Annotated in this window: 15 protein-coding genes; 10 read left to right on the plus strand and 5 right to left on the minus strand. The window is 47.0% G+C overall.

Going from position 1 to position 23,174, the window contains the following annotated elements; genetic code table 11:
• The first annotated feature begins 607 nt into the window (after positions 1 to 607).
• The 5 genes from K1Y79_RS21145 to araA all read left to right on the plus strand — a co-directional run bounded on the left by K1Y79_RS21145 (position 608) and on the right by araA (position 6,524).
• Positions 608 to 1,264 carry an HAD family hydrolase gene (locus K1Y79_RS21145; protein ID WP_220252185.1) on the plus strand — a complete coding sequence of 219 codons (657 nt, stop codon included), beginning with the start codon at positions 608 to 610 and terminating at the stop codon, positions 1,262 to 1,264.
• A gap of 507 nt (positions 1,265 to 1,771) precedes the next feature.
• Positions 1,772 to 2,476, plus strand: coding sequence for an NUDIX hydrolase (locus K1Y79_RS21150; protein ID WP_220252186.1), 705 nt, complete (start codon positions 1,772 to 1,774; stop codon positions 2,474 to 2,476).
• Positions 2,477 to 2,646: 170 nt separating this feature from the next.
• Positions 2,647 to 4,290 (plus strand): ribulokinase, encoded by a 1,644-nt coding sequence (locus K1Y79_RS21155; RefSeq protein ID WP_220252187.1) that lies wholly within the window; start codon positions 2,647 to 2,649, stop codon positions 4,288 to 4,290.
• Entirely contained in the window at positions 4,287 to 4,988 is a 702-nt protein-coding gene (locus K1Y79_RS21160) for an L-ribulose-5-phosphate 4-epimerase (RefSeq protein WP_220252188.1), read from the plus strand. The genes K1Y79_RS21155 and K1Y79_RS21160 overlap by 4 nt, the downstream gene beginning before the upstream one ends.
• A gap of 30 nt (positions 4,989 to 5,018) precedes the next feature.
• Positions 5,019 to 6,524, plus strand: a complete 1,506-nt coding sequence (gene araA / locus K1Y79_RS21165) for an L-arabinose isomerase (RefSeq protein WP_220252189.1) — start codon at positions 5,019 to 5,021, stop codon at positions 6,522 to 6,524.
• Positions 6,525 to 6,609: 85 nt separating this feature from the next.
• Here araA and K1Y79_RS21170 read toward each other — a convergent pair whose 3' ends face one another.
• Both K1Y79_RS21170 and queG read right to left on the minus strand, forming a co-directional pair.
• Positions 6,610 to 7,152, minus strand: a complete 543-nt coding sequence (locus K1Y79_RS21170; protein ID WP_220252190.1) for an RBBP9/YdeN family alpha/beta hydrolase — start codon at positions 7,150 to 7,152, stop codon at positions 6,610 to 6,612.
• A 99-nt stretch (positions 7,153 to 7,251) separates the two neighbouring features.
• Positions 7,252 to 8,178, minus strand: coding sequence for a tRNA epoxyqueuosine(34) reductase QueG (gene queG, locus K1Y79_RS21175; RefSeq protein WP_220252191.1), 927 nt, complete (start codon positions 8,176 to 8,178; stop codon positions 7,252 to 7,254).
• Between the two features lie 98 nt (positions 8,179 to 8,276).
• Here queG and K1Y79_RS21180 point away from each other — a divergent pair, with 98 nt between their 5' ends.
• The 4 genes from K1Y79_RS21180 to K1Y79_RS21195 all read left to right on the plus strand — a co-directional run bounded on the left by K1Y79_RS21180 (position 8,277) and on the right by K1Y79_RS21195 (position 15,626).
• Positions 8,277 to 10,298: a DUF3858 domain-containing protein gene (locus K1Y79_RS21180; RefSeq protein WP_220252192.1), complete on the plus strand. Its 2,022-nt coding sequence runs from the start codon at positions 8,277 to 8,279 to the stop codon at positions 10,296 to 10,298.
• Positions 10,299 to 10,301: 3 nt separating this feature from the next.
• Positions 10,302 to 12,233, plus strand: coding sequence for a DUF3857 domain-containing protein (locus tag K1Y79_RS21185; protein ID WP_220252193.1), 1,932 nt, complete (start codon positions 10,302 to 10,304; stop codon positions 12,231 to 12,233).
• 157 nt (positions 12,234 to 12,390) lie between these two features.
• Positions 12,391 to 15,006 (plus strand): ATP-dependent chaperone ClpB, encoded by a 2,616-nt coding sequence (gene clpB, locus K1Y79_RS21190; RefSeq protein ID WP_220252194.1) that lies wholly within the window; start codon positions 12,391 to 12,393, stop codon positions 15,004 to 15,006.
• A gap of 140 nt (positions 15,007 to 15,146) precedes the next feature.
• On the plus strand, positions 15,147 to 15,626 hold the full coding sequence (locus tag K1Y79_RS21195; RefSeq protein WP_220252195.1) for a nucleoside deaminase: 480 nt from the start codon (positions 15,147 to 15,149) through the stop codon (positions 15,624 to 15,626).
• Positions 15,627 to 15,715: 89 nt separating this feature from the next.
• On the opposite strand, the gene K1Y79_RS21200 is transcribed toward K1Y79_RS21195, so the two are convergent.
• The 3 genes from K1Y79_RS21200 to K1Y79_RS21210 form a co-directional block, all read right to left on the minus strand.
• Positions 15,716 to 15,892, minus strand: a complete 177-nt coding sequence (locus K1Y79_RS21200) for a hypothetical protein (protein ID WP_220252196.1) — start codon at positions 15,890 to 15,892, stop codon at positions 15,716 to 15,718.
• Positions 15,893 to 16,033: 141 nt separating this feature from the next.
• On the minus strand, positions 16,034 to 18,484 hold the full coding sequence (locus K1Y79_RS21205; protein WP_220252197.1) for a hybrid sensor histidine kinase/response regulator: 2,451 nt from the start codon (positions 18,482 to 18,484) through the stop codon (positions 16,034 to 16,036).
• Between the two features lie 463 nt (positions 18,485 to 18,947).
• Complete coding sequence (locus K1Y79_RS21210; RefSeq protein WP_220252198.1) at positions 18,948 to 19,193, minus strand: hypothetical protein; 246 nt, start codon at positions 19,191 to 19,193, stop codon at positions 18,948 to 18,950.
• A 1,255-nt stretch (positions 19,194 to 20,448) separates the two neighbouring features.
• Between K1Y79_RS21210 and K1Y79_RS21215 the strand changes: the two genes are divergently transcribed.
• A complete protein-coding gene (locus tag K1Y79_RS21215; RefSeq protein ID WP_220252199.1) occupies positions 20,449 to 22,665 on the plus strand; it encodes a transferrin receptor-like dimerization domain-containing protein in 2,217 nt (738 codons plus the stop codon).
• The last annotated feature ends 509 nt before the right edge of the window (positions 22,666 to 23,174 follow it).

The raw sequence follows: 23,174 nt of genomic DNA on the forward strand, positions 1-23,174 counted from the left end.
TACCAACGGAGCAATTTGCATATTGTGCGATAGCCAGGTGTGTGCCTGGTGGTATAGCAGCATACAATATATCATCATAAGGTTTCTGCGCGCTGCATGCAATTTCCCAGTAATTTTTGCCGCATGTAGCCGATTCAATAACGTGAACTAGATCGGCGGAGGTCGAACTCATTCGACCTTCTCTTTTTTTTATATTGGGTTATCATATCTGACCAGCCGCAGTTCGCTGGCAACTAAACTTTTCTTCTTTAGCTAAGCCGGTGTTATCAGGCTGGCAAATTACAGCCCGGTGTGCAGAACGGGCCTTCGGCAATCGCGCGTTAGCTATCTTCTACGTATCTGTCAAAAAAACACATCGCAATAGCCTCGTACATGCTGTTGACAGTCATCTGTCAATTTCCGCTTTCCTCTTCATATAAATGCAACACCAACAGGTCACCAAAAGGGCACTTCAATATCCCTTCGATATTGAGGTGCCCTTTTGGTGACCTGTTGGTAACGGGATGGATTGAAACATAAGTGATTGATTGACAATGTAAATAGCCTGTTTCGGACCACTCTACAGCTAAATTGTTAGTTTTGGACCTGCAAATCGTAAAACAGGCATATGAAAAAGGCATTTATTTTCGACATGAACGGCACAATGATCGATGATATGGAATATCATCTGGAGGGCTGGTTTAACATTCTGAATGATGACCTGGGCGCAGGTATGACCCGGGCAGCGGTAAAGAAGGAGATGTATGGTAAGAACCAGGAGCTGCTGGTCCGTATATTCGGAAAGGACCGTTTTACCGAGGCGGAGATGGACGAATTATCGATGGAGAAGGAGCGCAGGTATCAGCAGGCGTACCTGCCGCATTTACGCCTGATACCAGGCTTGCAGGAGTTCCTGGAAGTGGCCGATAAAGCTGGTATCCTGATGGGTATTGGTACCGCTGCGATTCCTTTCAACGTAGACTTTGCACTGGATAATTTACATATCCGTCATCATTTCAAAAGTATTGTTACTGCGAATGACGTAGCCACCAGTAAGCCAAACCCCGAAGTGTTTCTGAAGGCTGCGGAGGAACTGGGTATATCCCCTGCGGATTGCATCGTGTTTGAAGATGCGCCGAAAGGAGTGGAGGCTGCCGCTAACGCAGGTATGAAGGCTGTCGTGCTGACTACTATGCATACCCGTGAGGAGTTCAGTGACTTTGATAATATACTCACCTTTGTGCCCGATTATACCACGCTCAGGCCGGAAGAGTTATTCAGGTAGGTAGGCAGGGGGTATGGTTTGCCGGTAGCATATCATTCATCTGAAAGGGCCTGGTCAGTGACCGGGCCTTTTTTTATGAGGGCAGGGCTGGTTCACCAGGCAATAACGGGCATATCCGGTTGATGGTAATAGCGACGACAGCCCGACTGGTACAGCTGTTACAGCCGGTCCGGCTTCCAGAAAATACCCTTTCAGGCAGGTACAGATAACCACTGCCGTACTATTACTGCACAGGCTTCCTGGTTTTTATCCCCCGCAGGCAGGCCATACTTTTTGAAATAAATGCCCGTTAATAGTGTTTCCCTGACACGTGGGGCATTCCTCTGAAACCGTTACTGGCAGGATGACTATAGCTTTTTATGACAGGGGAAGAACAATCCCTTAAAAAATAATTGTAGAATTGACATTTAAAGTTTTATATTGTGTGGAAATAAACAGTCTGAAGTATTATTTGCTGGCAATATCAGGACGGTGATTTATATTAGCGGAATTAAACTCCTGGAAAGTATGACACGTTATTCCCGGCAAACCCGGATGCTGGTAGCTGTAGACTGTATTATTTTCGGTTTTGACGGACAGGATCTCAAGCTGTTGCTGATTAAGCGCGGTTTTGAGCCGGAGAAGGGAAAATGGAGCCTGATGGGAGGTTTCGTACAGCCTGATGAAGATCTCGAGCACGCAGCGGCCCGTACGCTGACAAAGCTAACAGGACTGGATGGGGTATACATGGAACAGTTAGCCGCTTTCGGTGGCCCTAACAGGGATCCGATGGAAAGAACACTATCTGTAGCCTATTTTGCCCTGATCGACATCAATCAATACAAGCAGCAGATCACTGATGAGTACAAGGCTGAGTGGTTCCCGCTCAAAGATGCCCCCAGACTTATCTTTGACCATGCGCACATGGTGACCGAAGCCCAGGCAAGGTTACGTTACAAAGCGGCGATCCACCCGTTGTTGTTCGAACTACTGCCGACAAGGTTCACAATTCCCCAGCTGCAGATACTGTTTGAAGCAGTATATGACGCCGGCTTCGACAAACGCAATTTTAGCAGAAAGGTGTTATCTACCGGCTTGCTTGTCAAACAAAAAGAAAAAGAGAGGGCTACTTCCAAAAGGGGAGCATTCTATTATAAGCTGGATAAAAGAAAGTACAGCGCGAAATTCCACGCCTTCCTCAATTTTGTTTCCGATCCGGGAAATCTGAAATAAGGCTCTTACTGATATGACGGTCACTGTTAATCCGGTGATAATCATATCAGCGTTTTTTTGCCTTGTTTTATAATTGTCGATGTGACAATAAAGTTAAGCAACGATTATTCATCATTAAATAAGCTGCTGTTTGCTGCCTCCCGCGTAGCAGCATGCCAGTAACGTACGTTATGGAAAATTCATTTGTAATAGGTGTCGATTTTGGCACCGATTCAGTGCGATCGCTCGTGGTCAATACACACACAGGACAGGAAGCCGGCAGTGCAGTGCACTACTATCCCCGCTGGCAGAAAGGGTTATACTGTGATCCTGCCACCCAGCAATACCGGCAACATCCCCTTGACTATCTCGAAGGCTTGGAAAACAGCATCCGTGAAGCACTCCGCCAATGCCCGGAAGGTACTGCTGCCCGTGTGAAAGGTATTGCGGTAGACACCACCGGTTCAACTCCTGGTCCGGTAGATGAAACAGGTACGCCATTAGCGCTTACGCCGGGATTTGAAGAAAATCCCAATGCCATGTTTGTACTCTGGAAAGACCACACCGCTAACAAAGAAGCGGCATTGATCAATGAAATTGCCCATAGCAATGGCACAGATTATACCCAATACAGTGGCGGTATTTACAGCAGCGAATGGTATTGGGCCAAGATCCTGCACGTCATCTCCGAAGATACAGCTGTACGTGAAAAGGCAGCTTCCTGGGTGGAACACTGCGACTGGATTCCGGCTGTACTCACCGGCAACAAAAGTGTCAATACCCTCCTGCGTAGCCGTTGTGCAGCAGGTCATAAAGCCATGTGGCACGACTCCTGGGGCGGGCTGCCACCAAAGGCATTTCTCGAAAAACTAAGTCCCGAACTGACAAAATATGATCAGACCTACACCGATACTGTTGAAGCAACTATTCCTGCTGGTACTATCAGCAGCGAATGGGCGTCCAAACTAGGCCTGCCTGAAGATGTAGTGATTGGTACAGGGGCTTTCGATGCCCATATGGGCGCTGTAGGCGGCGGTATTCAATCTTACTCGCTTTGTAAAGTAATCGGTACCAGCACCTGCGATATACTTGTGGCCCCGATGGAAGAAGCTGGCCACCTGTTTGTCAAAGGCATATGTGGACAGGTAGATGGTTCCGTAATACCAGGTATGCTGGGACTGGAAGCTGGTCAGTCAGCATACGGTGATGTATTTGCCTGGTTACGCCGGCTCATCATGGGCCCTTTATATGCCCTCATGCCGGAAGATAAAGACAAGCTGGCTGCTGCGGAAGGCCGTTTGCTGGCCTACCTCTCAGAACAGGCGCAACAGCTGCCGTTAAGAGAGAATGATCCGCTGGCGCTGGACTGGTTCAATGGCCGCCGTACACCCGATGCCAATCATACACTGAAAAGCACCATTACCGGTCTGCACCTGGGTATAGACGCTGTACAGCTGTTTAAAGCACTCGTAGAAGCTACGGCATTCGGTGCGCAGAGCATCGCTGAACGCTTCCAGAAAGAGGGTATTGCTATCAACGAAGTCATAGCTTTGGGTGGCGTAGCCAAGAAATCGGGTTACGCGATGCAGGTACTGGCAGACGTGATGAACAGGCCTATCCGTATCGTTAATAGCGAAAATGCCTGTGCACTGGGTGCTGCCATGTTTGCAGCCGTAGCCGCAGGTATTTATCCCGATATCAACGCCGCACAGCAGGCCATGACGTCAGGTTTTGAAACTACCTGGCAGCCGAGGGAAGCAAACGTTCCTTACTATGCTGCCCGCTATCGCAAATTCCAGGAACTGGGCGCAATCACTGAAAAACTATATGTATGAGCAACCAATATCAGCGCATAAAAGAGCAGGCCTACGAAGCGAATATGCAACTGCCGGCACTGGGACTGGTACTGTTTACATTCGGCAATGTAAGCGTAGCTGACCGCGCTGCAGGCGTATTCGCCATCAAACCAAGCGGCGTACCCTACGTACAGCTGTCGCCGGATAAGATGGTGATCGTAGACTTCGACGGACAAACAGTTGAAGGAACCGGCCGTCCATCCTCAGATACAAAAACACACGCAGTACTGTACAAGCACTGGGAAGAAATAGGCGGTATTGTACATACCCATTCCACTTACGCCACTGCATGGGCGCAGGCACAGCGCGACATCCCGGTATATGGCACCACACATGCCGATCACCTTACAGCTGATGTACCCTGTGCTGCTCCTATGAGTGACGAAATGATCAAAGGGAACTATGAATACCAGACCGGCTTCCAGATCATGCAATGTCTTCAGGAAAGGGGACTTTCGTATAAAGACGTTGAAATGATGCTGGTAGGCAATCATGCACCCTTTACCTGGGGCAAAACAGCCGATAAAGCGGTATATAACGCGGCCGTATTGGAAGAAGTAGCGCGTATGGCTTATCTCACGGAAAGTATACGTCCGGAATGCCCTAAATTGAAAGATTCATTGATTAAAAAACATTTTGAACGCAAACACGGACCGGATGCATATTATGGTCAATAGCGCAGTTCATCACCAATAAATTCCAACAGCATGATACAGTTGAAGCAATTTGAAGCCTGGTTCATTACAGGTAGCCAGCATCTTTACGGAGAAGAAACTTTAAAGCAGGTAGCGGCGCATGCTGAAAAGATTGCGCAGTCGCTCAGCAATGAAGCCAATATACCAGTACGTATCGTATTTAAACCGGTGGTGAAAACGCCTGACGAGATCTATCGCATCTGCCAGGAAGCTAATACAGCGCCTGACTGTATCGGTATCATTGCCTGGATGCATACCTTCTCTCCGGCCAAAATGTGGATCGGTGGGTTAAAGGTATTACAACGTCCGCTGCTGCACCTGCATACGCAGTTCAACCGCGACATTCCCTGGGGAGATATTGATATGGACTTTATGAACCTGAACCAGTCCGCACACGGCGACCGCGAGTTCGGTTTCATGATGTCAAGAATGCGCCTGGATCGTAAAGTAGTTGCTGGTCACTGGCAGGATCCGGATGTAGTAGGAGAGATTGGCGCATGGCTGCGTGCAGCTGCCGGCTGGTTTGACTGGCAGGGCGCACGCTTTGCACGTCTAGGTGATAACATGAGACAGGTGGCTGTAACAGAGGGTGATAAAGTAGAAGCAGAGTTACAGTTCGGCTATTCCGTAAATGGTTACGGTATCGGCGACCTGGTGAAATATATTAAAGACATCAGCGATAGCTCGATCAATACACTGGTACAGGAATACCAGGATAGTTATACGCTGGGCAGCTCCCTGCAGAAAGGGGGCGCACAACATGCCTCCCTGCTCGAAGCAGCCCGTATAGAACTGGGCCTTCGCGCGTTCCTGGAAGAAGGTAAGTTCAAAGGGTTCACTGATACTTTTGAAGACCTGCATGGTATGGAGCAACTACCGGGTATTGCAGTACAACGTCTGATGGCAGACGGGTACGGCTTTGGTGGCGAAGGAGACTGGAAAACAGCCGCCCTGGTAAGAGCCATGAAAGTAATGGGTACCGGTTTGCCGGGAGGTAACTCCTTTATGGAAGACTACACCTATCATTTTGATCCGGATAACAGGCTGGTACTGGGTGCGCATATGCTGGAGATCTGTTCTTCCATCGCCAGTGGTAAACCATCCTGTGAGATACATCCGCTGGGTATTGGCGGCAAGGCAGATCCGGTGAGACTGGTATTTAATGTAGACGGCGGACCGGCCATCAATGCTTCTGTTATTGATATGGGTAATAGGTTCAGGCTGCTGGTGAATGAAGTAGAGGCAGTAGCGCCGATCCAGGACCTGCCGAAACTGCCGGTAGCGAGAGTACTGTGGAAGCCATACCCGGACATGCGTACCGGCTGTGCTGCCTGGATTCAGGCCGGTGGCGCACACCATACCTGCTATAGTCAGAACCTGACAGCAGCGCACATGCAGGACTTTGCAGATATGGCAGGCATCGAGTATGTAAAGATTGGTAAAGACACCGATCTGTATCAGTTCCGCAATGAATTACGCTGGAACGATGCCTACTATCTGATGAAAGGTTTCAAATAAGTTTTAGATCAATAGTGGCTGAAAAAGCCAATGATGACGTGGAATAACAATCGCCGTCCCGCCTCGTGCGGGATGGCTTTTTATTTTATAATGTGTGCCAGTCCCTCACCAGCTCCGTCAGCAGCACCTGACCAGCCGGCCATTCCCCCAGATCAGAATCAGCATTGATATGCCCCTTTTCTCCGGCATTTACAAAACGGCTACCCCAGGCATCAGCAAAAGACCGCGCTCTTTCCAGACTGGCATACTGATCGTTTGTACTCGACACTACAATACTCTTAAAGGGCAATGCAGACATCGGGATAGGAGCAAAGCCACGGGCAGCTACCGGGAATCCCGGACGTTCTGCATCTGCAGGCGCTACCATTAATGCACCTTTGATACGCAGGCGCGTTTGCTGCGCCCAGTGTGCCAGGGCAATACATCCCAGGCTATGCGCGGCAATGACTACATCTGGTCCCGCCTTGGCAACAGCGGCTTCGATGGTCTTCACCCATTCCGTCATCTCCGGACGGTCCCAGTCCTGCTGGTGGATGCGTTTAATGCCGGCAGTATGCTCCCAGATGGTTTGCCAATGCAATGGCCCTGAGCCATAAAGACCTGGCGCAGTTAATACGTTAACTTCCATAGAAATGATCGTTTATAATACGTCCTTTAGCAAGACAGATGATGGCATATGGTAATTGGGACTAACAAAGTACTAAAAAGGAGGAATAATGCAAACCAGCTAACTGTTAACAAAGCGCAAATTTCTGCGAATGCCGGCATACTTGGATCTTTTCATAGGAGAACGGCGGAAAATGCGCTTAAATTCCTCTTCCGTCAGCTCTTCCCAATCCTTCGTAGAGAAGTTAAGGATCTCGGGGATAGGGGTAAATTCAACCGTATTATTAGGCTTGGAAAACCGGTTCCACGGGCATACATCCTGGCAGGCGTCGCAGCCAAACATCCAGTTATCAAACTGGCCCTGCATCTTATCAGGGATCAGCAGTTCTTTCAGCTCTATGGTAAAGTAGGAGATACAACGGCTGCCATCTACTACACCCGGCGCAACGAGCGCGCCGGTAGGACAGGCATCCAGGCAACGCGTGCAGGAGCCGCAGAAGTCTCCCACAGGCCCATCGTACTCCAGTTCCAGGTCAGTAATGAGGGTGGCGATAAAAAAGAAAGAACCTGCCTGTTTGTGGATCAGATTACCATTCTTTCCCAGCCATCCTAAACCACTTCGCTGTGCCCAGGCCCTTTCCAGTACAGGTGCAGAATCAACAAATCCGCGGCCGCTTACGGCTCCGAACTGTTCCTGCATACGCGCCAATAATGTATTCAGTTTCGCTTTGATCACCTCATGATAGTCATGTCCGTAAGCATATTTGGAGACCTTTGGTGCATCAGGCCGCTGGGTTTCCTGTGGATAATAGTTCAGCAGCAGGGTGATCACAGAGCGGGCATTGTCAACCAGCTTGCGGGGGTCAATACGCTTGTCGAAGTTGTTTTCCATGTAGTGCATGGAACCATGCATACCCTGGTGTAACCACTTCTCCAGCCGTCGGGCATCATCATCCAGCTGTACTGCCTGCGCAATACCACAATGATCGAAGCCGAGTTCCGCCGCGTGTTTCTTAATAAAAGCCGTATATGTTCCCCTTAGATCCATGAGCGGTTGCAAGTTACGTAAAAATAAAAGTTTGCTATAGCAAGCTTTGGAATATTGATTTTCACTAACTTCAATAAAAAATAATCCTTATATCCTTTATGCGTATCAGTTTTACTGTAGCCCCACTACACCTGCTGGTCGGGTGCCTTATATCGTGTACAGCATTTGCACAGTCAAAAGTGAAGTTCGGGAAAATTACGGCAGAAGACTTTAAAGCCACCACATTCGAGAAGGACACTTCCGCACATGCCGTTGTACTGGCAGACATCGGGTCATCTGACTATCAAGCCGACGGTGGAGACCTCCACCTGGTATTTAAGAAGTTCAAGCGGGTGAAGATTGTCGATAAGAACGCCTACGACGAAGCCACCGTCAATGTTTACCTCTACCACAGAGGGTCTGTGGAAGAAAAGTTGCTCAATGTCAGAGCGTCCGCCTATAACCTGGTAGATGGAAAGGTAGTGGAAACAAGGATGGAAGGCAAAAGTGTGTTCTCTGAAAAGATGATGAAGAACTACACGGAGAAGAAGTTTACTATTCCAGCTGTAAAAGAAGGTACCATCATCGAGTATACCTATTCTATTAATTCGCCGTTTGAGTCTGATCTGTCAGGCTGGAAGTTTCAGGACGAATATCCGGTGCTGCTGAGTGAATACACGGTGAACATTCCCGAGATCTATGACTTCGTGTTCCTGAAGCAGGACGTTAACGGGCTGCTGAAGCAAAAGACAGAGGCTGACAGGCAGACGTTCAACCTGAGTTATGCGCTAACGCCGACGTCTACTGCACAGCATTACAGTATGGACCTGAATACAGCCAGGCACGTCTGGACAGCGGAGAATATTCCTGCTTTGAAAGAAGAAAGTTATACTACCTCACTGAGCAATCACATTACTAAAATAGATTTTCAGCTATCAGCACTGAAATACCCTCATACCCCTGTTAAACCCATACTCTCTACCTGGGAGAAGTTTGCAGAGGAAATGTATAAAAGAGACAACTTCGGGGCTGACCTGACAAACAATAATGGCTTCCTGGGAGATGTAGTAGATCAGTTGACGGACGGCTTGAAGGACGATACCGCCAAAGCGCGCCGCATCTATAACTATGTGCGGACGAACTTTACATGCACCCAGCACAGCGGCCTGCTGATGACTAAAACCCTGAAATCTGTCTTTTCATCGCACAACGGTAATGAAACTGACCTGAACCTGCTGCTGGTAGCTATGTTACGCCGTGCAAAACTGCAGGCAGATCCTGTTATCCTCAGTACCCGCGATCATGGCGTTACACACGAGCTGTACCCGCTTGTTGAACGTTTCAACTATACTATTGCCGCGCTGACGGTAGATACGCTGACGTATTTCCTGGATGCTTCCCTGCCATACCTGGGCTTTGGCCGTCTGAATGCATCCTGCTATAATGGGCATGCACGTTTATTGAAAGGGGGAGGTGCTACGCCTATTCCTGTGTACTTTAATCCAGATGAACTGGTGGAACAGAAAAGTACCTATGTGATGGCGATGGGTACAGATGGTGGTGGTCTGAAAGGAACATTGCAGCAGATTCCTACTTATTTTGAGTCCTGCGCGATGCGTTCCAGTCTGAAAGATCAGGATAAAGAAACCTATTTCAAGCGCCGCGAAAAAGACTTTGGCCCAGACGCCAGCATCAGCAAAGTAGAAGTAGAGAATATGGATGATAATGAAACTCCACTTACTGTAAAATATGACTTTGAGTTGAAGCCCGATGAATCAGGGATGATGTACATTAATCCACTCTTTAATGAAGCTACCCTTAAAAACCCTTTCCAGTCACAGGAGCGTTTTTATCCGGTGGAAATGTCGCACGTGATTGACGAAAGCTATACGTTGAACCTTTCCATTCCTGATGGGTACACTGTGGAAGAGCTGCCGCAATCTGCCGTGGTTAAACTGAATGAGACAGAAGGCGTATTCCAGTATCTCATCCAGCAAAGCGATAACGCTATTCAGTTCCGCTCACGGATAAAACTGAGCAGGGCAGTATTTGCACCAAGTGAATATCCTGAACTGCGCAGTTTTTTTGACATGATTGTTAAGAAACAGTCAGAACAGATTGTACTGAAAAGAAAAAGTTAATCCATGTTTTCATTATTACAAAAGCAATATAGCGCCGCAATAGCTGTATTCATAAGCAGTCTGCTGGCCGCTATGCCTGCGCTGGCCGGCGATCCTATATATCCTGCACTGACCATAGCGGATTCTCTGCAAACGTACGCCCATGTCGTAAAACGAATGGAGGAAGTCACTGTAAGGATTGTTGATCCTAAAGACGTACGCGTTACCAGGCATTATGTTATGACCGTGTTAGATGCAGAAGGCGAGCGGTATGCACGGATGATACAGGGGTATGATAAACTGACGGAGATCCGTTCTATCAGGGGCGCGCTGTATGACATGTTAGGCACACAGATAAAGAAGCTCAAACAAAGCGATATTGAGGACTTCAGTGGTACAGGTGCGGAATCGCTGACAACAGACGACCGTATCAAACGACACGCTTTCTTTCATAATACCTATCCGCATACGGTGGAATATGAAGTTGAAATACGTTACAACCATACCTTCTACCTTCCCGACTGGATACCACAGTATGACGAATCTATTGCTGTAGAACAGAGTAAGCTGGTGGTGGTCGCACCAAAGGACTACGCCCTGCGCTATCATGCAACTCACTACAGCGGCAACCCGGTAACGTCAGACGATGGCAGCAACCGCACTTATACCTGGGAAATAAAGAACCGGTGTGCAGCAGCGAACGAACCCTATGCCACCCGGTGGACGTCCCGGACGACGGCGGTACTGCTGGGTCCTTCTGTTATAGAAATGCAGCAGTACAAAGGTAATGGCAATACGTGGGAGGAATACGGCCGTTTTATGTACACGCTGAATCAGGGCAGAGATGTGCTGCCTGACAATGTAAAACAGACAGTGCATCAGCTGACAGACGGTTTGACCAGGGAAGAGAAGATCACTAAACTCTATCATTACCTGCAACAACATACGCGGTATATCAGTATTCAGCTGGGTATCGGCGGCTGGCAGACGTTCGATGCTGGCTATGTGGCTGCGAAGGGATATGGGGATTGCAAAGCATTATCCAACTATATGTGTGCACTGCTGAAAGAAGCAGGTATCAGATCTGCCTGTGCGCTGGTATATGCCGGTGATAACAACAATGACGTTACCCGGGCAGATTTCCCGTCTTCACGGTTTAACCATGTGATAGTGTGTGTGCCGGGAGGGAAGGATACCACCTGGCTGGAATGTACTTCAAATACGGCTCCTGTAGGCTACCTGGGAGAGTTTACAGCTGACAGGTCAGTACTGATGTATAATGAAGAAGGCGGAAAACTGATCCGTACACCTGCGTATACACTGGAACAGAATCAGCAGGTACGTACTATCGATGCAAAGGTGGAGGAGTCAGGAGATATGACCTTGCAGGCGGTGACCCGGTATACCGGCCTGCAACAAGACGACCTGCACAGCAGGGTGAATCAGCTTACAAAGGATAAGATCATTGAAAAGCTGAAACAAGCAGGTCTATTTGCCAGTTATGATGTACAGCGTTATGACTGGAAAGAGCAGAAATCTCTGCTGCCCTTCATTGATGAGCAGATCGGGATCAGTGCACGTAACTACGCTACCGTAACGGGTAAACGCATGTTTATAGAGCCTAATCTGCTAAATAAAAGAGCAGGCAGGTTGTCATCCGATTCAAGCCGGCAGTCAGATATTTACCTGCATTATTCCTACCGGGATATAGACTCGGTAAAGATTACTATTCCAGATGGCTATAGTGCAGAGACGATGCCCCAACCGGTGACTTTACAGAGTCCGTTTGGCCGGTATACGTCCAGTACTGTATTGGAAGGAAATACGATTATATACATCCGTTCCATAGACCACAGAGGAGGTATGTATCCTGCCGGGTCTTATGAGGAGCTGGTAAAGTTTTATAATAGCATGTACAAGGCTGACAGGAGCAGAATAGTACTGGTAAAGAAGTAAAATATGCAATAATTGCAGGGAGGTACCGGAAAAGCTGAAAAAAGAGCAGTCCGGTACCTTTTTTTATGACAAAATGCCGCTATATTAACCTTGGATCATGATTTGTTATTCTCTATACAACGTTTAGAAGACGAAAAAAGGAGAAAATAAACTGTATATGAATCTGAATAACTTCACTATTAAATCGCAGGAGATACTGCAACAGGCGCAGCAGCTGGCGTTCAATGGGCACCAACAGGCCATTGAGACAGGGCACTTGCTGAAAGCCCTGCTTGAAGACCAGGACAGTGCAATCGACTATTTAATTAAGAAGAATAATATAAATGTCAACTTCCTGTCTTCAAGGCTGGAAGATCAAATAAAGAAATACCCTCGCGTTTCCGGAGGAGAAGCTGGGCAGGTCTTAAGCCGTGATGCCAATAACGCCATGCTCAGAGCTGGCGCTGCTATCAAGGAATTTAAGGACGAATTTGTCAGTGTAGAACACCTGTTACTGGGTATTCTGGGCGGCAGTGATGATACTGCAAAATTGCTGAAAGACGCCGGTCTGACGGAAAAGGGACTGAAAGCAGCTATTAAAGATCTGCGTAAAGGGAGTACTGTGAACTCGCAAACAGCAGATACACAGTATAACTCTTTGCAGAAGTATGCAAAGAATCTGAATGAACTGGCCCGTGCCGGTAAACTGGATCCGGTGATCGGTCGTGATGAGGAGATCCGCAGAACCCTGCATATCCTGTCCCGCCGTTCCAAGAATAACCCTATCCTGGTGGGAGAACCGGGTGTAGGTAAGACAGCGATTGTCGAAGGTCTGGCACATCGTATCATCAATGGAGATGTACCTGAGAACCTGCGATCCAAGACGATCTATGCCCTGGATATGGGGGCACTGATGGCCGGCGCGAAATACAGGGGTGAGTTTGAGGAAAGACTGAAATCGGTGATTAAAGAGGTAACCGAGAGCAATGGAGAACTGGTACTCTTCATTGACGAAATCCATACCCTCGTAGGCGCGGGTGCAATGGAAGGTGCTATGGACGCTGCCAACATCCTGAAGCCTGCCCTGGCACGTGGTGAACTGCGTGCCATAGGAGCAACCACCCTTACAGAATACCAGAAATTCTTCGAGAAAGATAAAGCGCTGGAACGCCGTTTCCAGAAAGTAATGGTTGATGAACCTAACGTCGAAGACGCTATTTCTATTCTTCGTGGTCTGAAAGAGCGCTACGAAAGCCATCACCATGTACTAATTAAAGACGAAGCGATCATTGCTGCAGTAGAATTATCTCACCGTTACATTACGGATCGCTTCCTGCCGGATAAGGCGATTGACCTGATAGATGAAAGCGCGGCTAAACTCCGCCTTGAAATGAACTCTATGCCGGAAGAACTGGATGAGCTGGAGCGCCGTATCAGGCAGCTGGAGATTGAACGGGAGGCGATTAAGCGTGAGAATGACGAAGACAAGCTGCGTGAGCTGAATGGGGAAATAGCCCGTCTGGGTGAGCAACGCAGTACGTTCAAAGCGAAGTGGCAGGCAGAGAAAGAAAAGGTAGACAAACTGCAGAACGCCAAAGGCGATATAGAGAACCTGAAACTGGAAGCTGAACAGGCAGAACGTAATGGTGAATATGGCAGGGTAGCAGAGATCCGTTATGGTAAGATCAAAGAGCAGGAAGAGCTGATTGCCAGATATACGGAAGAACTCAATGAGATGTCTGCCGACCACAAAAGGCTTTTGAAAGAAGAGGTAGATGCAGAAGACATAGCAGAAAATGTGGCGAAGGCGACTGGCATACCAGTATCAAGAATGCTGCAGAGTGAAAGAGAAAAGCTGCTGCACCTGGAAGAGGAGCTGCACAGACGTGTGGTAGGTCAGGAGGAAGCCATTGTAGCAGTTTCTGACGCTATCCGCAGAAGCCGGGCCGGCCTGCAGGACCCTAAACGTCCGATAGGCTCGTTCATCTTCCTGGGTACTACCGGTGTAGGTAAGACAGAACTTGCCAAAGCACTGGCCGAGTACCTCTTTGATGACGACTCTATGATGACGCGTATCGATATGAGTGAATACCAGGAGAAACACGCAGTAAGCCGTCTGGTAGGTGCGCCTCCGGGTTATGTAGGGTATGATGAAGGTGGTCAGCTGACGGAAGCTGTGAGAAGGAAGCCTTATTCCGTGGTACTGCTGGACGAAATTGAGAAAGCGCATCCTGATACGTTCAATATCCTGCTGCAGGTGTTGGATGACGGTCGCCTGACAGATAATAAAGGCCGGGTGGTGAATTTCAAGAATACCATTATCATCATGACCAGCAATATGGGTAGCCAGATTATACAGGAGAACTTTGAGCGGATTGACGATGAAAACAGGGAAGATATTGTGGATGCAACCAAGGTGGAAGTGATGAATTTACTGAAGCAGACTATACGTCCGGAGTTCTTAAACCGTGTAGATGAGGTGATTATGTTCCAGCCATTGCTGCGCAATGAAATTAAAGGAATAATTAACATTCAGTTGCAGCAGTTAAAGGACCTTGTTGCGCAAAATGGCATGATATTGGAGTTTTCTGATTATGCACTGGACTATCTGGCAACACAAGGTTACGACCCTCAATTCGGGGCCAGACCGCTCAAAAGATTGATTCAGAAAGAGATCACTAATCTGCTGAGTAAAAAGATACTGGCAGGCGATATTGATAAGACTAAACCGGTATTGATTGACGTGTTTGATGGTGTGGTAGTAGTAAGAAACAATCATACGGTAGGTGCATAAATAAAATATTCTATACAAATACGACGATATACAGTTACGAATACCCGGGTAATTCTTTATCCGGGTTTTTTATTGGCGTTTCTGGCTCCCTGCCTTACGAACGCGTCAATTTTCTGTATTTTTGGTACAAAGCGACATTTATGATTGGAGAAAGAGAAAAACGGTTTATGCAGATGGCGGTAGAATTGTCCCGTCAGGGAATGGAGAAAGGTGACGGCGGCCCTTTCGGTGCAATAGTAGTGAGAGGAGAGGAGATTGTAGGGCGGGGCTGGAACCAGGTATTATCCAACAATGATCCGACTGCACATGCAGAAGTGGAAGCGATCCGTGATGCCTGTGCAAAGCTGAATACCTTCCAGTTGCATGACTGTGAAATCTATACTTCCTGTGAACCCTGCCCCATGTGCCTTGGGGCGATATACTGGGCCAGACCGCAGCGCGTATATTATGCAAATACAAAGGATGATGCTGCCGCCATTGACTTTGATGACTCATTTATCTACAAAGAGATCCAGGTGCCACATACTGACAAGAAAATACCCTTTATAGCTTTTCCTTCAGAGGCTGCAGCCGCTGTATTCAAGGACTGGCAGATCAAAGGAGACAGGACATTGTATTAACCTTTACCAGGACTATTAAAAAGGAAAAGAGGCTGCTCAATCCGACATTGAGACAACCTCATTATGAATGCTGCTGTTGAGTCAGGCTATTATGCAGCTTTTTTAGCAACAGGTTTATGTGTTTTATGTGATTGTGTGCTGTCTGCAATAGTTTTCTCAGTCTTAGCATTTGCTTTTTTAGTATGGTGTTTGGCCGTTTGCGCAAAAGTTACTGCGCTGATACTCATCAATACTGCTGCAGCAATAAGGCCTTTTTTTACGTTCATGATCTTTGGTTTTAGCGGTTTGTTTGTGAGATAATTATTGTTCGTTTGCTAAAGTAAAGGTACCGCTTGAATAAGGCTGATTGAAAGTGTTTCGGTGAAAGAGGAGCAGTTATCGTTGAAAAGGCGTGAAATGAAGTCGGGCTAAATCAGCAGTTGCAGCGCCTCGTGTAAGGCTTTGATACACACATCTCTCAGTAGATTAAACTGATCAGTAACCATATTGGCGTTGTAATTATCTTCCAATTGTTCCAATGATGCCAGCGGGGGGTATAACTGCGTTTCCAGCCCGATAAATGAGACAGTTGTTTTCAGCGTGTGTGCCGCGCTACGTATCGCCTTTACATTACCATCATTAATTGCTTTTTTAAGCAGGGTCAGGTCTTCGGGTAGTTGTGTCACGAATTGCGCCAGCATATCCTGTTCAAACGCTTTGTCGCCCCTGGATAGTTGTTGTAGGTACTCAAGTTTCACCAGGGAAGGTACTGGTTTGACAATAGGGTGGTGATCGTTATATTGTTGTACCAATTGCTGCGGCGTATCCTGTTCAGACGCGTGGTCACTCCCGGAGAGTTGTTGGTACTCGGGGTTCACCAGGGGAGGTTCCGGTTTGACAGAAGGGTGATCGTTATATTGTTGTACCAATTGCTGCGGCGTATCCTGTTCAGACGCTTTGTCACTCCCGGAGAGTTGTTGTTGGTACTCCGGGTTCACCAGGGGAGGTTCCGGTTTGACAGTATAGGGGTGATGGCGATATTGTTCAATCAATTGCTCCGGCATATTACCTTTACCTGTAAAAAACCGTATTAGCCGGTACAGTTCTTCTTCCCTTATTGGTTTAGCGATATACTCATTCATACCTGCTTGCAGGCATTTCTCTCTTTCACCGGTCATGGCATGGGCAGTCATAGCAATAACCGGTATTTTGGAGTGTAGCTCCTCCCGGATTTTAGTAGTAGCAGTATAGCCGTCCATTTCAGGCATCTGTATATCCATCAATACAAGGTCAAAGTGTGCCTGTGATAGTGCCAGCAGGGCTTCCTGTCCATTACTGACCAGTTGGTAATGCAGTTGCCTGTTATTCAGTAAGTGCCGCAGCAGGTGTTGATTCATGCGGTTGTCTTCAACTACAAGCAAGCGGATATCAGGCAGTGGTGTAAGAGCAACATGGTCCTGTTGATTGGAGATGTTGGCTACGTTATCTGGCACCAGCTCACCTGTGGTATAAGGCAGGATGACCGTAAAGGTGCTTCCTTTTCCCGGCTGACTGCTTACATTCACCTGCCCGTTTTGTAGTTCTACGAGTTGGCGAACGATGGTTAGTCCGAGTCCTGTACCACCATACTTCCTGGTAATATCAGCTTCCGCCTGACTAAACCTGTCGAAGATAGAAGACAGTTTATCTGGCTCAATGCCTATACCAGTATCATTGACGGTAAATGCCAATCGAAGGTGATCACCATTGTCTGATAAACGGGCCGCCTTTACCTGCACAGCACCGCGCGCAGTAAACTTGATAGCGTTGTTAGTCAGGTTGACCAGTACCTGCGTCAATCTCATGGCGTCACCATAGAGAATATCCGGCACCTCACTATCAGCGTGTACAGAAAAGTCCAATTGCTTTTGCCTGGCTTTTGGCAGAAACATTAGTTCGAGCGAGTGCAGCACGCTACGTAAGCTAAAAGACACTGGCTCCAGGCGCATCATACCTGATTCTATTTTTGAAATGTCGAGTATATCATTGATAATATCGAGGAGGTTTTCGCCGGCATGTTGAATAGCGGTGACGTATTCACGGGAAGAGGCGTTCATGGGTTGTTGTTGCAATAAGTGTGTGAACCCCAGCACTGCATTCATGGGCGTGCGTATTTCATGACTCATATTTGCCAGGAACTGGTCTTTTACAACAGTAAGTTTCTTTTCCTGCTGCCTCGAGTGGTCAAGCGCTTCTATTAGCTGCTCCTGCTTATAAATACGACTGGTGATATAGATAAAAGACAGTAGGCTGGACAGACAGGCAAAGAAGAGCATTACAGTGCCCCAGTTCAGGGCTTTTTGTCCGCTGGTATCTATGAGATAGGTCGTTCTGTTTACTTCCGTCTGTCGTGTGCTGTCAAGCGCATGTAGTACAACATTAATGGCTTCACCAAGACGTTTACCTTTCTGGGCATTCAGCATTCTTTCGGCAGACCATTTCCCTTTACCATAAAAGCTGTCTAATACGGCAATATTGAAGTTATTCTTTTCATTAACCAGGTAATTCAGCTGGGTGAGTAGTTTCTGGGTACTGTCATTCAATACCAGTTTATTAATCTCTGCCAGATCACCTCTGATGATAGCAACTTCTGCTTCAATACCGGTGATATTCAGGGTGTCCTGAGATATAATAGTACCCCGGACCTTGCTGTCGGTTTTGGCTATATTGGTTTGTAGTTGCTGTAGTTCGTTTTTGACGTTGAGTTCATCAAGTAGTTTTTCATTCCCTGAAATCAGCTGCCGGATGTTCTGGGCAGAATTGAATTGCAACACTATGAATAGTGCAAGACCTATAATAAACAGGCCCAGCAGATAGTATTTGATCAGCTTTGGCTGCATAGTGCGGCTTTTACTAAATTTACGAATTAATCGTTATGTATGGATAAGCGAGGTATATCAGGTATCGCTAGTCTTTAATAAACGAATGACGAATCACGAATGATGTTCATTCGTCACCCGTCATTCAATTCACCAAATCTATATCTCTCACAGCTTGCCCAATCACATATAGTGTTGTAATGATAGTGTACATTTACTATCGTCTTGGTATTTTCCGGATCTCTCACAGCTTGCCCAATCACATACAGCGTTCTACTGATAGTGTGCATTTACTATAGTCTTGGTATTTTCCGGATCTCTCACAGCTTGCCCGATCACATACAGCGTTCTACTGATAGTGTACATGTACTATAATCGTGGTGTTTTCCGGATTGCCGACGGAAAGCGATCAGTAGCGATGAATGCACGTTATTTAGAGAGACAGTTGTAAAGTTTCAAAGGCTAAGTCTTTGAAGCGGCCGGCTTACTTTTTGGCAGCAGTCTTCTTAGCAGTAGCGTGTTTTTTATGCATCTTCTTTGTTTGAGTCGCAGGTGCTGCTTTTGCTTTCTCCTGTTTCGCAGTAATGGTTACTGTTTTTGCAGTTGCAGGTTTAGTGGTAGTATGAGCAGTAGTGCTTTTTGCTTTTGCGTTATGTACAGGCGTAGCGGCAAAAGTAGCGGTACCTGCAAAGATCATGGCAGCAGCCATCAGCATTCCTAACTTTTTCATGATAATTTGTTTTTGTTTGTGATTAACTATTTTATTTTACTATGTTACTGTGGTAGTTGAGTTGGCGGTTGGTCTCAGAAGTCCTTGGGTGCTGTAGTCAGACACTGTAGGAAGTTGCGTATCCCATTCTCAGTACTCCCGCTGAGACTTCTGAAGGTGAGTTAGACCAGTTAAGTACTTGAGCCTTTCTGAGCATTCTGTTGTCTATTATGTTTATTCTTTAATTGAGCACGCCCCAGGACAGTCTTTTAACATATCTGCGACTTGTGCTATCAGCGCCGGGTATGCAATATTTACCCCACGGCTAAATTCCTTAGGCTTCATCTCGAGATTCCGAAATCAGCCAATGATCATATGCTTCACCTTTCGAATCGACAGCAGAACACTAGTATCCTGACATGTTTGAGACTCAACTTCGTTGCTCGTTGCTTCCCTCTTACCCTCACGCTTTGATTCCCACATTAAACTCATTCTTCCGATGCTAAAGATTCTTTCGACAGCCTGAAGCAAATACTTGTGCGCATAGATATTGACATGTCTGAGACTTAACTTCGTTGCTCGTTGCTTCCTTGTTACCCTGACACTTTGATTCCCACGTTAAACTCATTCTTCCGATGCTAAAGATTCTTTCGACAGCCTGAAGCAAATACTTGTGCGCATAGATCCTGACATGTCTGAGACCCAATTTCGTTGCTCGTTGCTTCCCTGTTACCCTCACACTTTGATTCACACGTTAAACTCATTCTTCCGATGCTAAAGATTCTTTCGACAGCCTGAAACAAATACTCGTGCGCATAGATCCTGATATGTCTGAGACCCAAGTTCTTTGCTCGTTGCTTCCCTGTTACCCTCACACTTTGATTTCCACGTTAAACTTATTCCTCCGATGCTCAAGATTCTTTCGACAGCCTGAAGCAAATACTCGTGCGCATAGATCCTGACATGTCTGAGACTTAACTTCGTTGCTCGTTGCTTCCCTGTTACCCTCACACTTTGATTCCCACGTTAAACTCATTCTTCCGATGCTAAAGATTCTTTCGACAGCCTGAAGCAAATACTTGTATTGCATATCGGATCGTTGTTCGTAGTTTCTTTACCAAAGGTATATACCACAGAGTCACCCTGCGTGATATTTGGACCAGGAGGCAGCAACTGTCGGTGGAAGGGGAGGAAGTGTCGGCGGGATATACTATATTTGTTGACCACCGCCATCGTCAGACATTAATGTCGCCCAAAATAAATCGTCACTACTACAATGAGTGTAAAGAAAACTACCTGCAGTATTACCCTGTTTCTGCTAATGCATGGCGTATACGCTCAGCAAAAGCTGAGTGGATTCACCGGCGAGCATGCACAACAGCAGCTTGAATTAGAAGCCCGGTTTGATAAATCACTGAGTGCCTCCTCAATTGGGAACAACATCAAAACACTCTCGGCTAAACAACACTATCTCGGATTACCCAGAGACAAGTGGGTAGCCGACAATATCCTGCAGCAATTCAAAACCTATGGGTGGGATGCTAAGCTGGAAACATACCAGGTATTGTTTCCTACGCCCCGCACCAGGGTGCTGGAAGCAAGTTATCCTGCAGGTTATAAAGCAGTGTTGAAGGAACCCGCGTTGAAAGAAGACCCCAGCACGGGGCAACCCGATGAGCTGCCCAGTTATAATGCATGGAGTGCAGATGGAGATGTTACCGGAGAACTGGTATTTGTAAACTACGGTTTGCCAGAAGATTATGAGTATCTGGAAAGACTCGGTATAGACGTAAAAGGCAAGATTGTTATTGCGAAATACGGCCGTTCTTGGAGAGGCATTAAGCCGAAGGTGGCGCAGGAACATGGCGCAATTGGTACGCTCATTTACTCCGATCCTAAAGATGACGGGTACTATCAGGGGGATGTATATCCCGTAGGCCCGTATAAAAGCGAATATGGCGTGCAAAGAGGCTCTATTATGGATATGGTGATATATCCGGGAGATCCTTTAACACCAGGCGTGGGAGCAACTGAAAATGCCCAAAGACTGGAACGGTCAGCAGCTACAAATCTGCTTAAAATACCGGTATTACCGATCAGTTATCATGATGCAGCTCCTTTACTCGAAGCATTAGCAGGCCCGGTAGCACCTGAGAGCTGGAGAGGAGCGCTGCCATTTACTTACCACATCGGCCCAGGAAAGGCGAAAGTACACCTGAAACTGGAGTTCGACTGGAAGATGGTACCGGCTTATAACGTAATAGCTACAATGAAAGGCAATCAATATCCCGATCAGTGGGTGATACGAGGCAATCACCACGACGCCTGGGTATATGGAGCCGCTGATCCGGTGAGTGGACTTGCTGCTTTACTGGAAGAAGCAAAGGCTATTGGCGAATTAGCCAAGAAAGGATATAAGCCGAAAAGAACACTTGTATATGCTGCCTGGGATGGAGAGGAGCCAGGTTTGCTGGGATCTACTGAATGGGTAGAAGCGCATGCAACAGAATTACAACAGAAGGCTGTGGCTTATATTAATTCAGATGGTAATAGCCGGGGCTTCCTTGGAGTAGGTGGTTCGCACGCATTAGAACCCTTTGTAGGAGAGATTGCTAAGGGTATCTCTGATCCGCAGACTAAAGTCAGCCTTTTTGAAAGGAAACAGGCAGCAGATGTAGTCTCTGCCCAGACAACTAAAGCGAAGAAGGACATACTCGCTAAGAAAGATATGACCATCAGTGCGCTGGGATCAGGTTCGGACTATTCATCTTTCCTGCAACACCTGGGTATACCTTCACTGAATATCGGTTTCGGGGGCGAAGGTGCAGGAGGGGAGTACCATTCTATTTATGACACCTATGAAAACTATTCCCGCTTTAAAGACCCAGGATTTGAATATGGAGTAGCCTTGTCAAAAGTTGCCGGTCATGCTGCATTGCGATTGGCAGATGCTGACATATTACCATTTGACTTCCGGAGTCTTAGCAAGACTATTGCCAACTATACTGGCGAACTAATCTCTATGACTGATCAATTGCGGGAAAGTACGGCCGTTGAAAACCAGATTATCAGTGGTAAAGCGTATCAGTTAGCAGGAGACGCCAGCAAACCATTAAAAGCACCAGCTACAAAGTCAGAGGTACCCTACATTGACTTCTCCAGGCTTCAGAATGCGTTAGCTGCACTTGATAAGGCTGCCCACCAGCTGCAACGCACTGGTAATAGTCAGCTTCCTACAGCACGACGTGACTCACTGAATAAGGCTTTGTATCAGGCCGAACAGCAGTTACTACACCAGGAAGGATTGCCAAACAGGCCCTGGTATAAACATGTGATCTATGCACCGGGCTTCTATACAGGATACGGTGTGAAGACAATGCCTGGCATCCGGGAGGCCATTGAACAGCGCAATTGGGAAGAGGCAGAAGCACAAATCTCTATAGCTGCGAAGGCAATTACCCGATTAACGCAAACACTGGAACAGTTAAAATAAAAATGAAACGTATCATATATAACAAAGTTAAACCTGAGTTCATATTTGTTGTATATGATACGCTTCATCTACTTACACCCTACAGCGATTAAAGCAGCTTAAGCTTGTTGTTAGAGGCCGACTACATGCATCTGCAATTGGCTTATCCATCACAATTACCCATCTACTATCGCATCAATCACATATTAAAAGCTCCTCTGTGTGCAGGTGCTATTGGCACTATGTGCCTACCCATGACGCTACCTTCTATGCCATAACTCATATTCAAGGATAGGACACCAGCCGTGCTAAAGGAGTTTAAGCCGGTTACTAAAAGTCCTCTGTGTGCAGTTGCTATTGGCACGATGTGCCTATCCATGACAATTGCGCTGTCTTCAATTGCAGCAATCATACCTAAGGCAATAAGGTATAGGCCGTGCTAAAGGATTTTAAGCCGGTTACTAAAAGCTCTTATGTGTGCAGGTGCTATTGGCACGATGAGCCTATCCATGACAATTGCGCTGTCTTCA

The sequence above is a fragment of the Chitinophaga rhizophila genome (assembly GCF_019492185.1).
In the GTDB taxonomy this organism is placed as follows: Bacteria; Bacteroidota; Bacteroidia; order Chitinophagales; family Chitinophagaceae; genus Chitinophaga; species Chitinophaga rhizophila.

Bases quoted from the DNA above. Each gene is read 5' to 3' on its own strand.
- K1Y79_RS21170 (WP_220252190.1), bottom strand. From the start codon at position 7,152: ATGGAAGTTAACGTATTAACTGCGCCAGGTCTTTATGGCTCAGGGCCA.
- K1Y79_RS21205 (WP_220252197.1), bottom strand. From the start codon at position 18,484: ATGCAGCCAAAGCTGATCAAATACTATCTGCTGGGCCTGTTTATTATA.
- K1Y79_RS21145 (WP_220252185.1), top strand. From the start codon at position 608: ATGAAAAAGGCATTTATTTTCGACATGAACGGCACAATGATCGATGAT.
- K1Y79_RS21185 (WP_220252193.1), top strand. From the start codon at position 10,302: ATGTTTTCATTATTACAAAAGCAATATAGCGCCGCAATAGCTGTATTC.
- K1Y79_RS21195 (WP_220252195.1), top strand. From the start codon at position 15,147: ATGATTGGAGAAAGAGAAAAACGGTTTATGCAGATGGCGGTAGAATTG.
- K1Y79_RS21200 (WP_220252196.1), bottom strand. From the start codon at position 15,892: ATGAACGTAAAAAAAGGCCTTATTGCTGCAGCAGTATTGATGAGTATC.
- K1Y79_RS21215 (WP_220252199.1), top strand. From the start codon at position 20,449: ATGAGTGTAAAGAAAACTACCTGCAGTATTACCCTGTTTCTGCTAATG.
- K1Y79_RS21210 (WP_220252198.1), bottom strand. From the start codon at position 19,193: ATGAAAAAGTTAGGAATGCTGATGGCTGCTGCCATGATCTTTGCAGGT.
- K1Y79_RS21180 (WP_220252192.1), top strand. From the start codon at position 8,277: ATGCGTATCAGTTTTACTGTAGCCCCACTACACCTGCTGGTCGGGTGC.
- araA (WP_220252189.1), top strand. From the start codon at position 5,019: ATGATACAGTTGAAGCAATTTGAAGCCTGGTTCATTACAGGTAGCCAG.
- clpB (WP_220252194.1), top strand. From the start codon at position 12,391: ATGAATCTGAATAACTTCACTATTAAATCGCAGGAGATACTGCAACAG.
- queG (WP_220252191.1), bottom strand. From the start codon at position 8,178: ATGGATCTAAGGGGAACATATACGGCTTTTATTAAGAAACACGCGGCG.
- K1Y79_RS21160 (WP_220252188.1), top strand. From the start codon at position 4,287: ATGAGCAACCAATATCAGCGCATAAAAGAGCAGGCCTACGAAGCGAAT.
- K1Y79_RS21155 (WP_220252187.1), top strand. From the start codon at position 2,647: ATGGAAAATTCATTTGTAATAGGTGTCGATTTTGGCACCGATTCAGTG.
- K1Y79_RS21150 (WP_220252186.1), top strand. From the start codon at position 1,772: ATGACACGTTATTCCCGGCAAACCCGGATGCTGGTAGCTGTAGACTGT.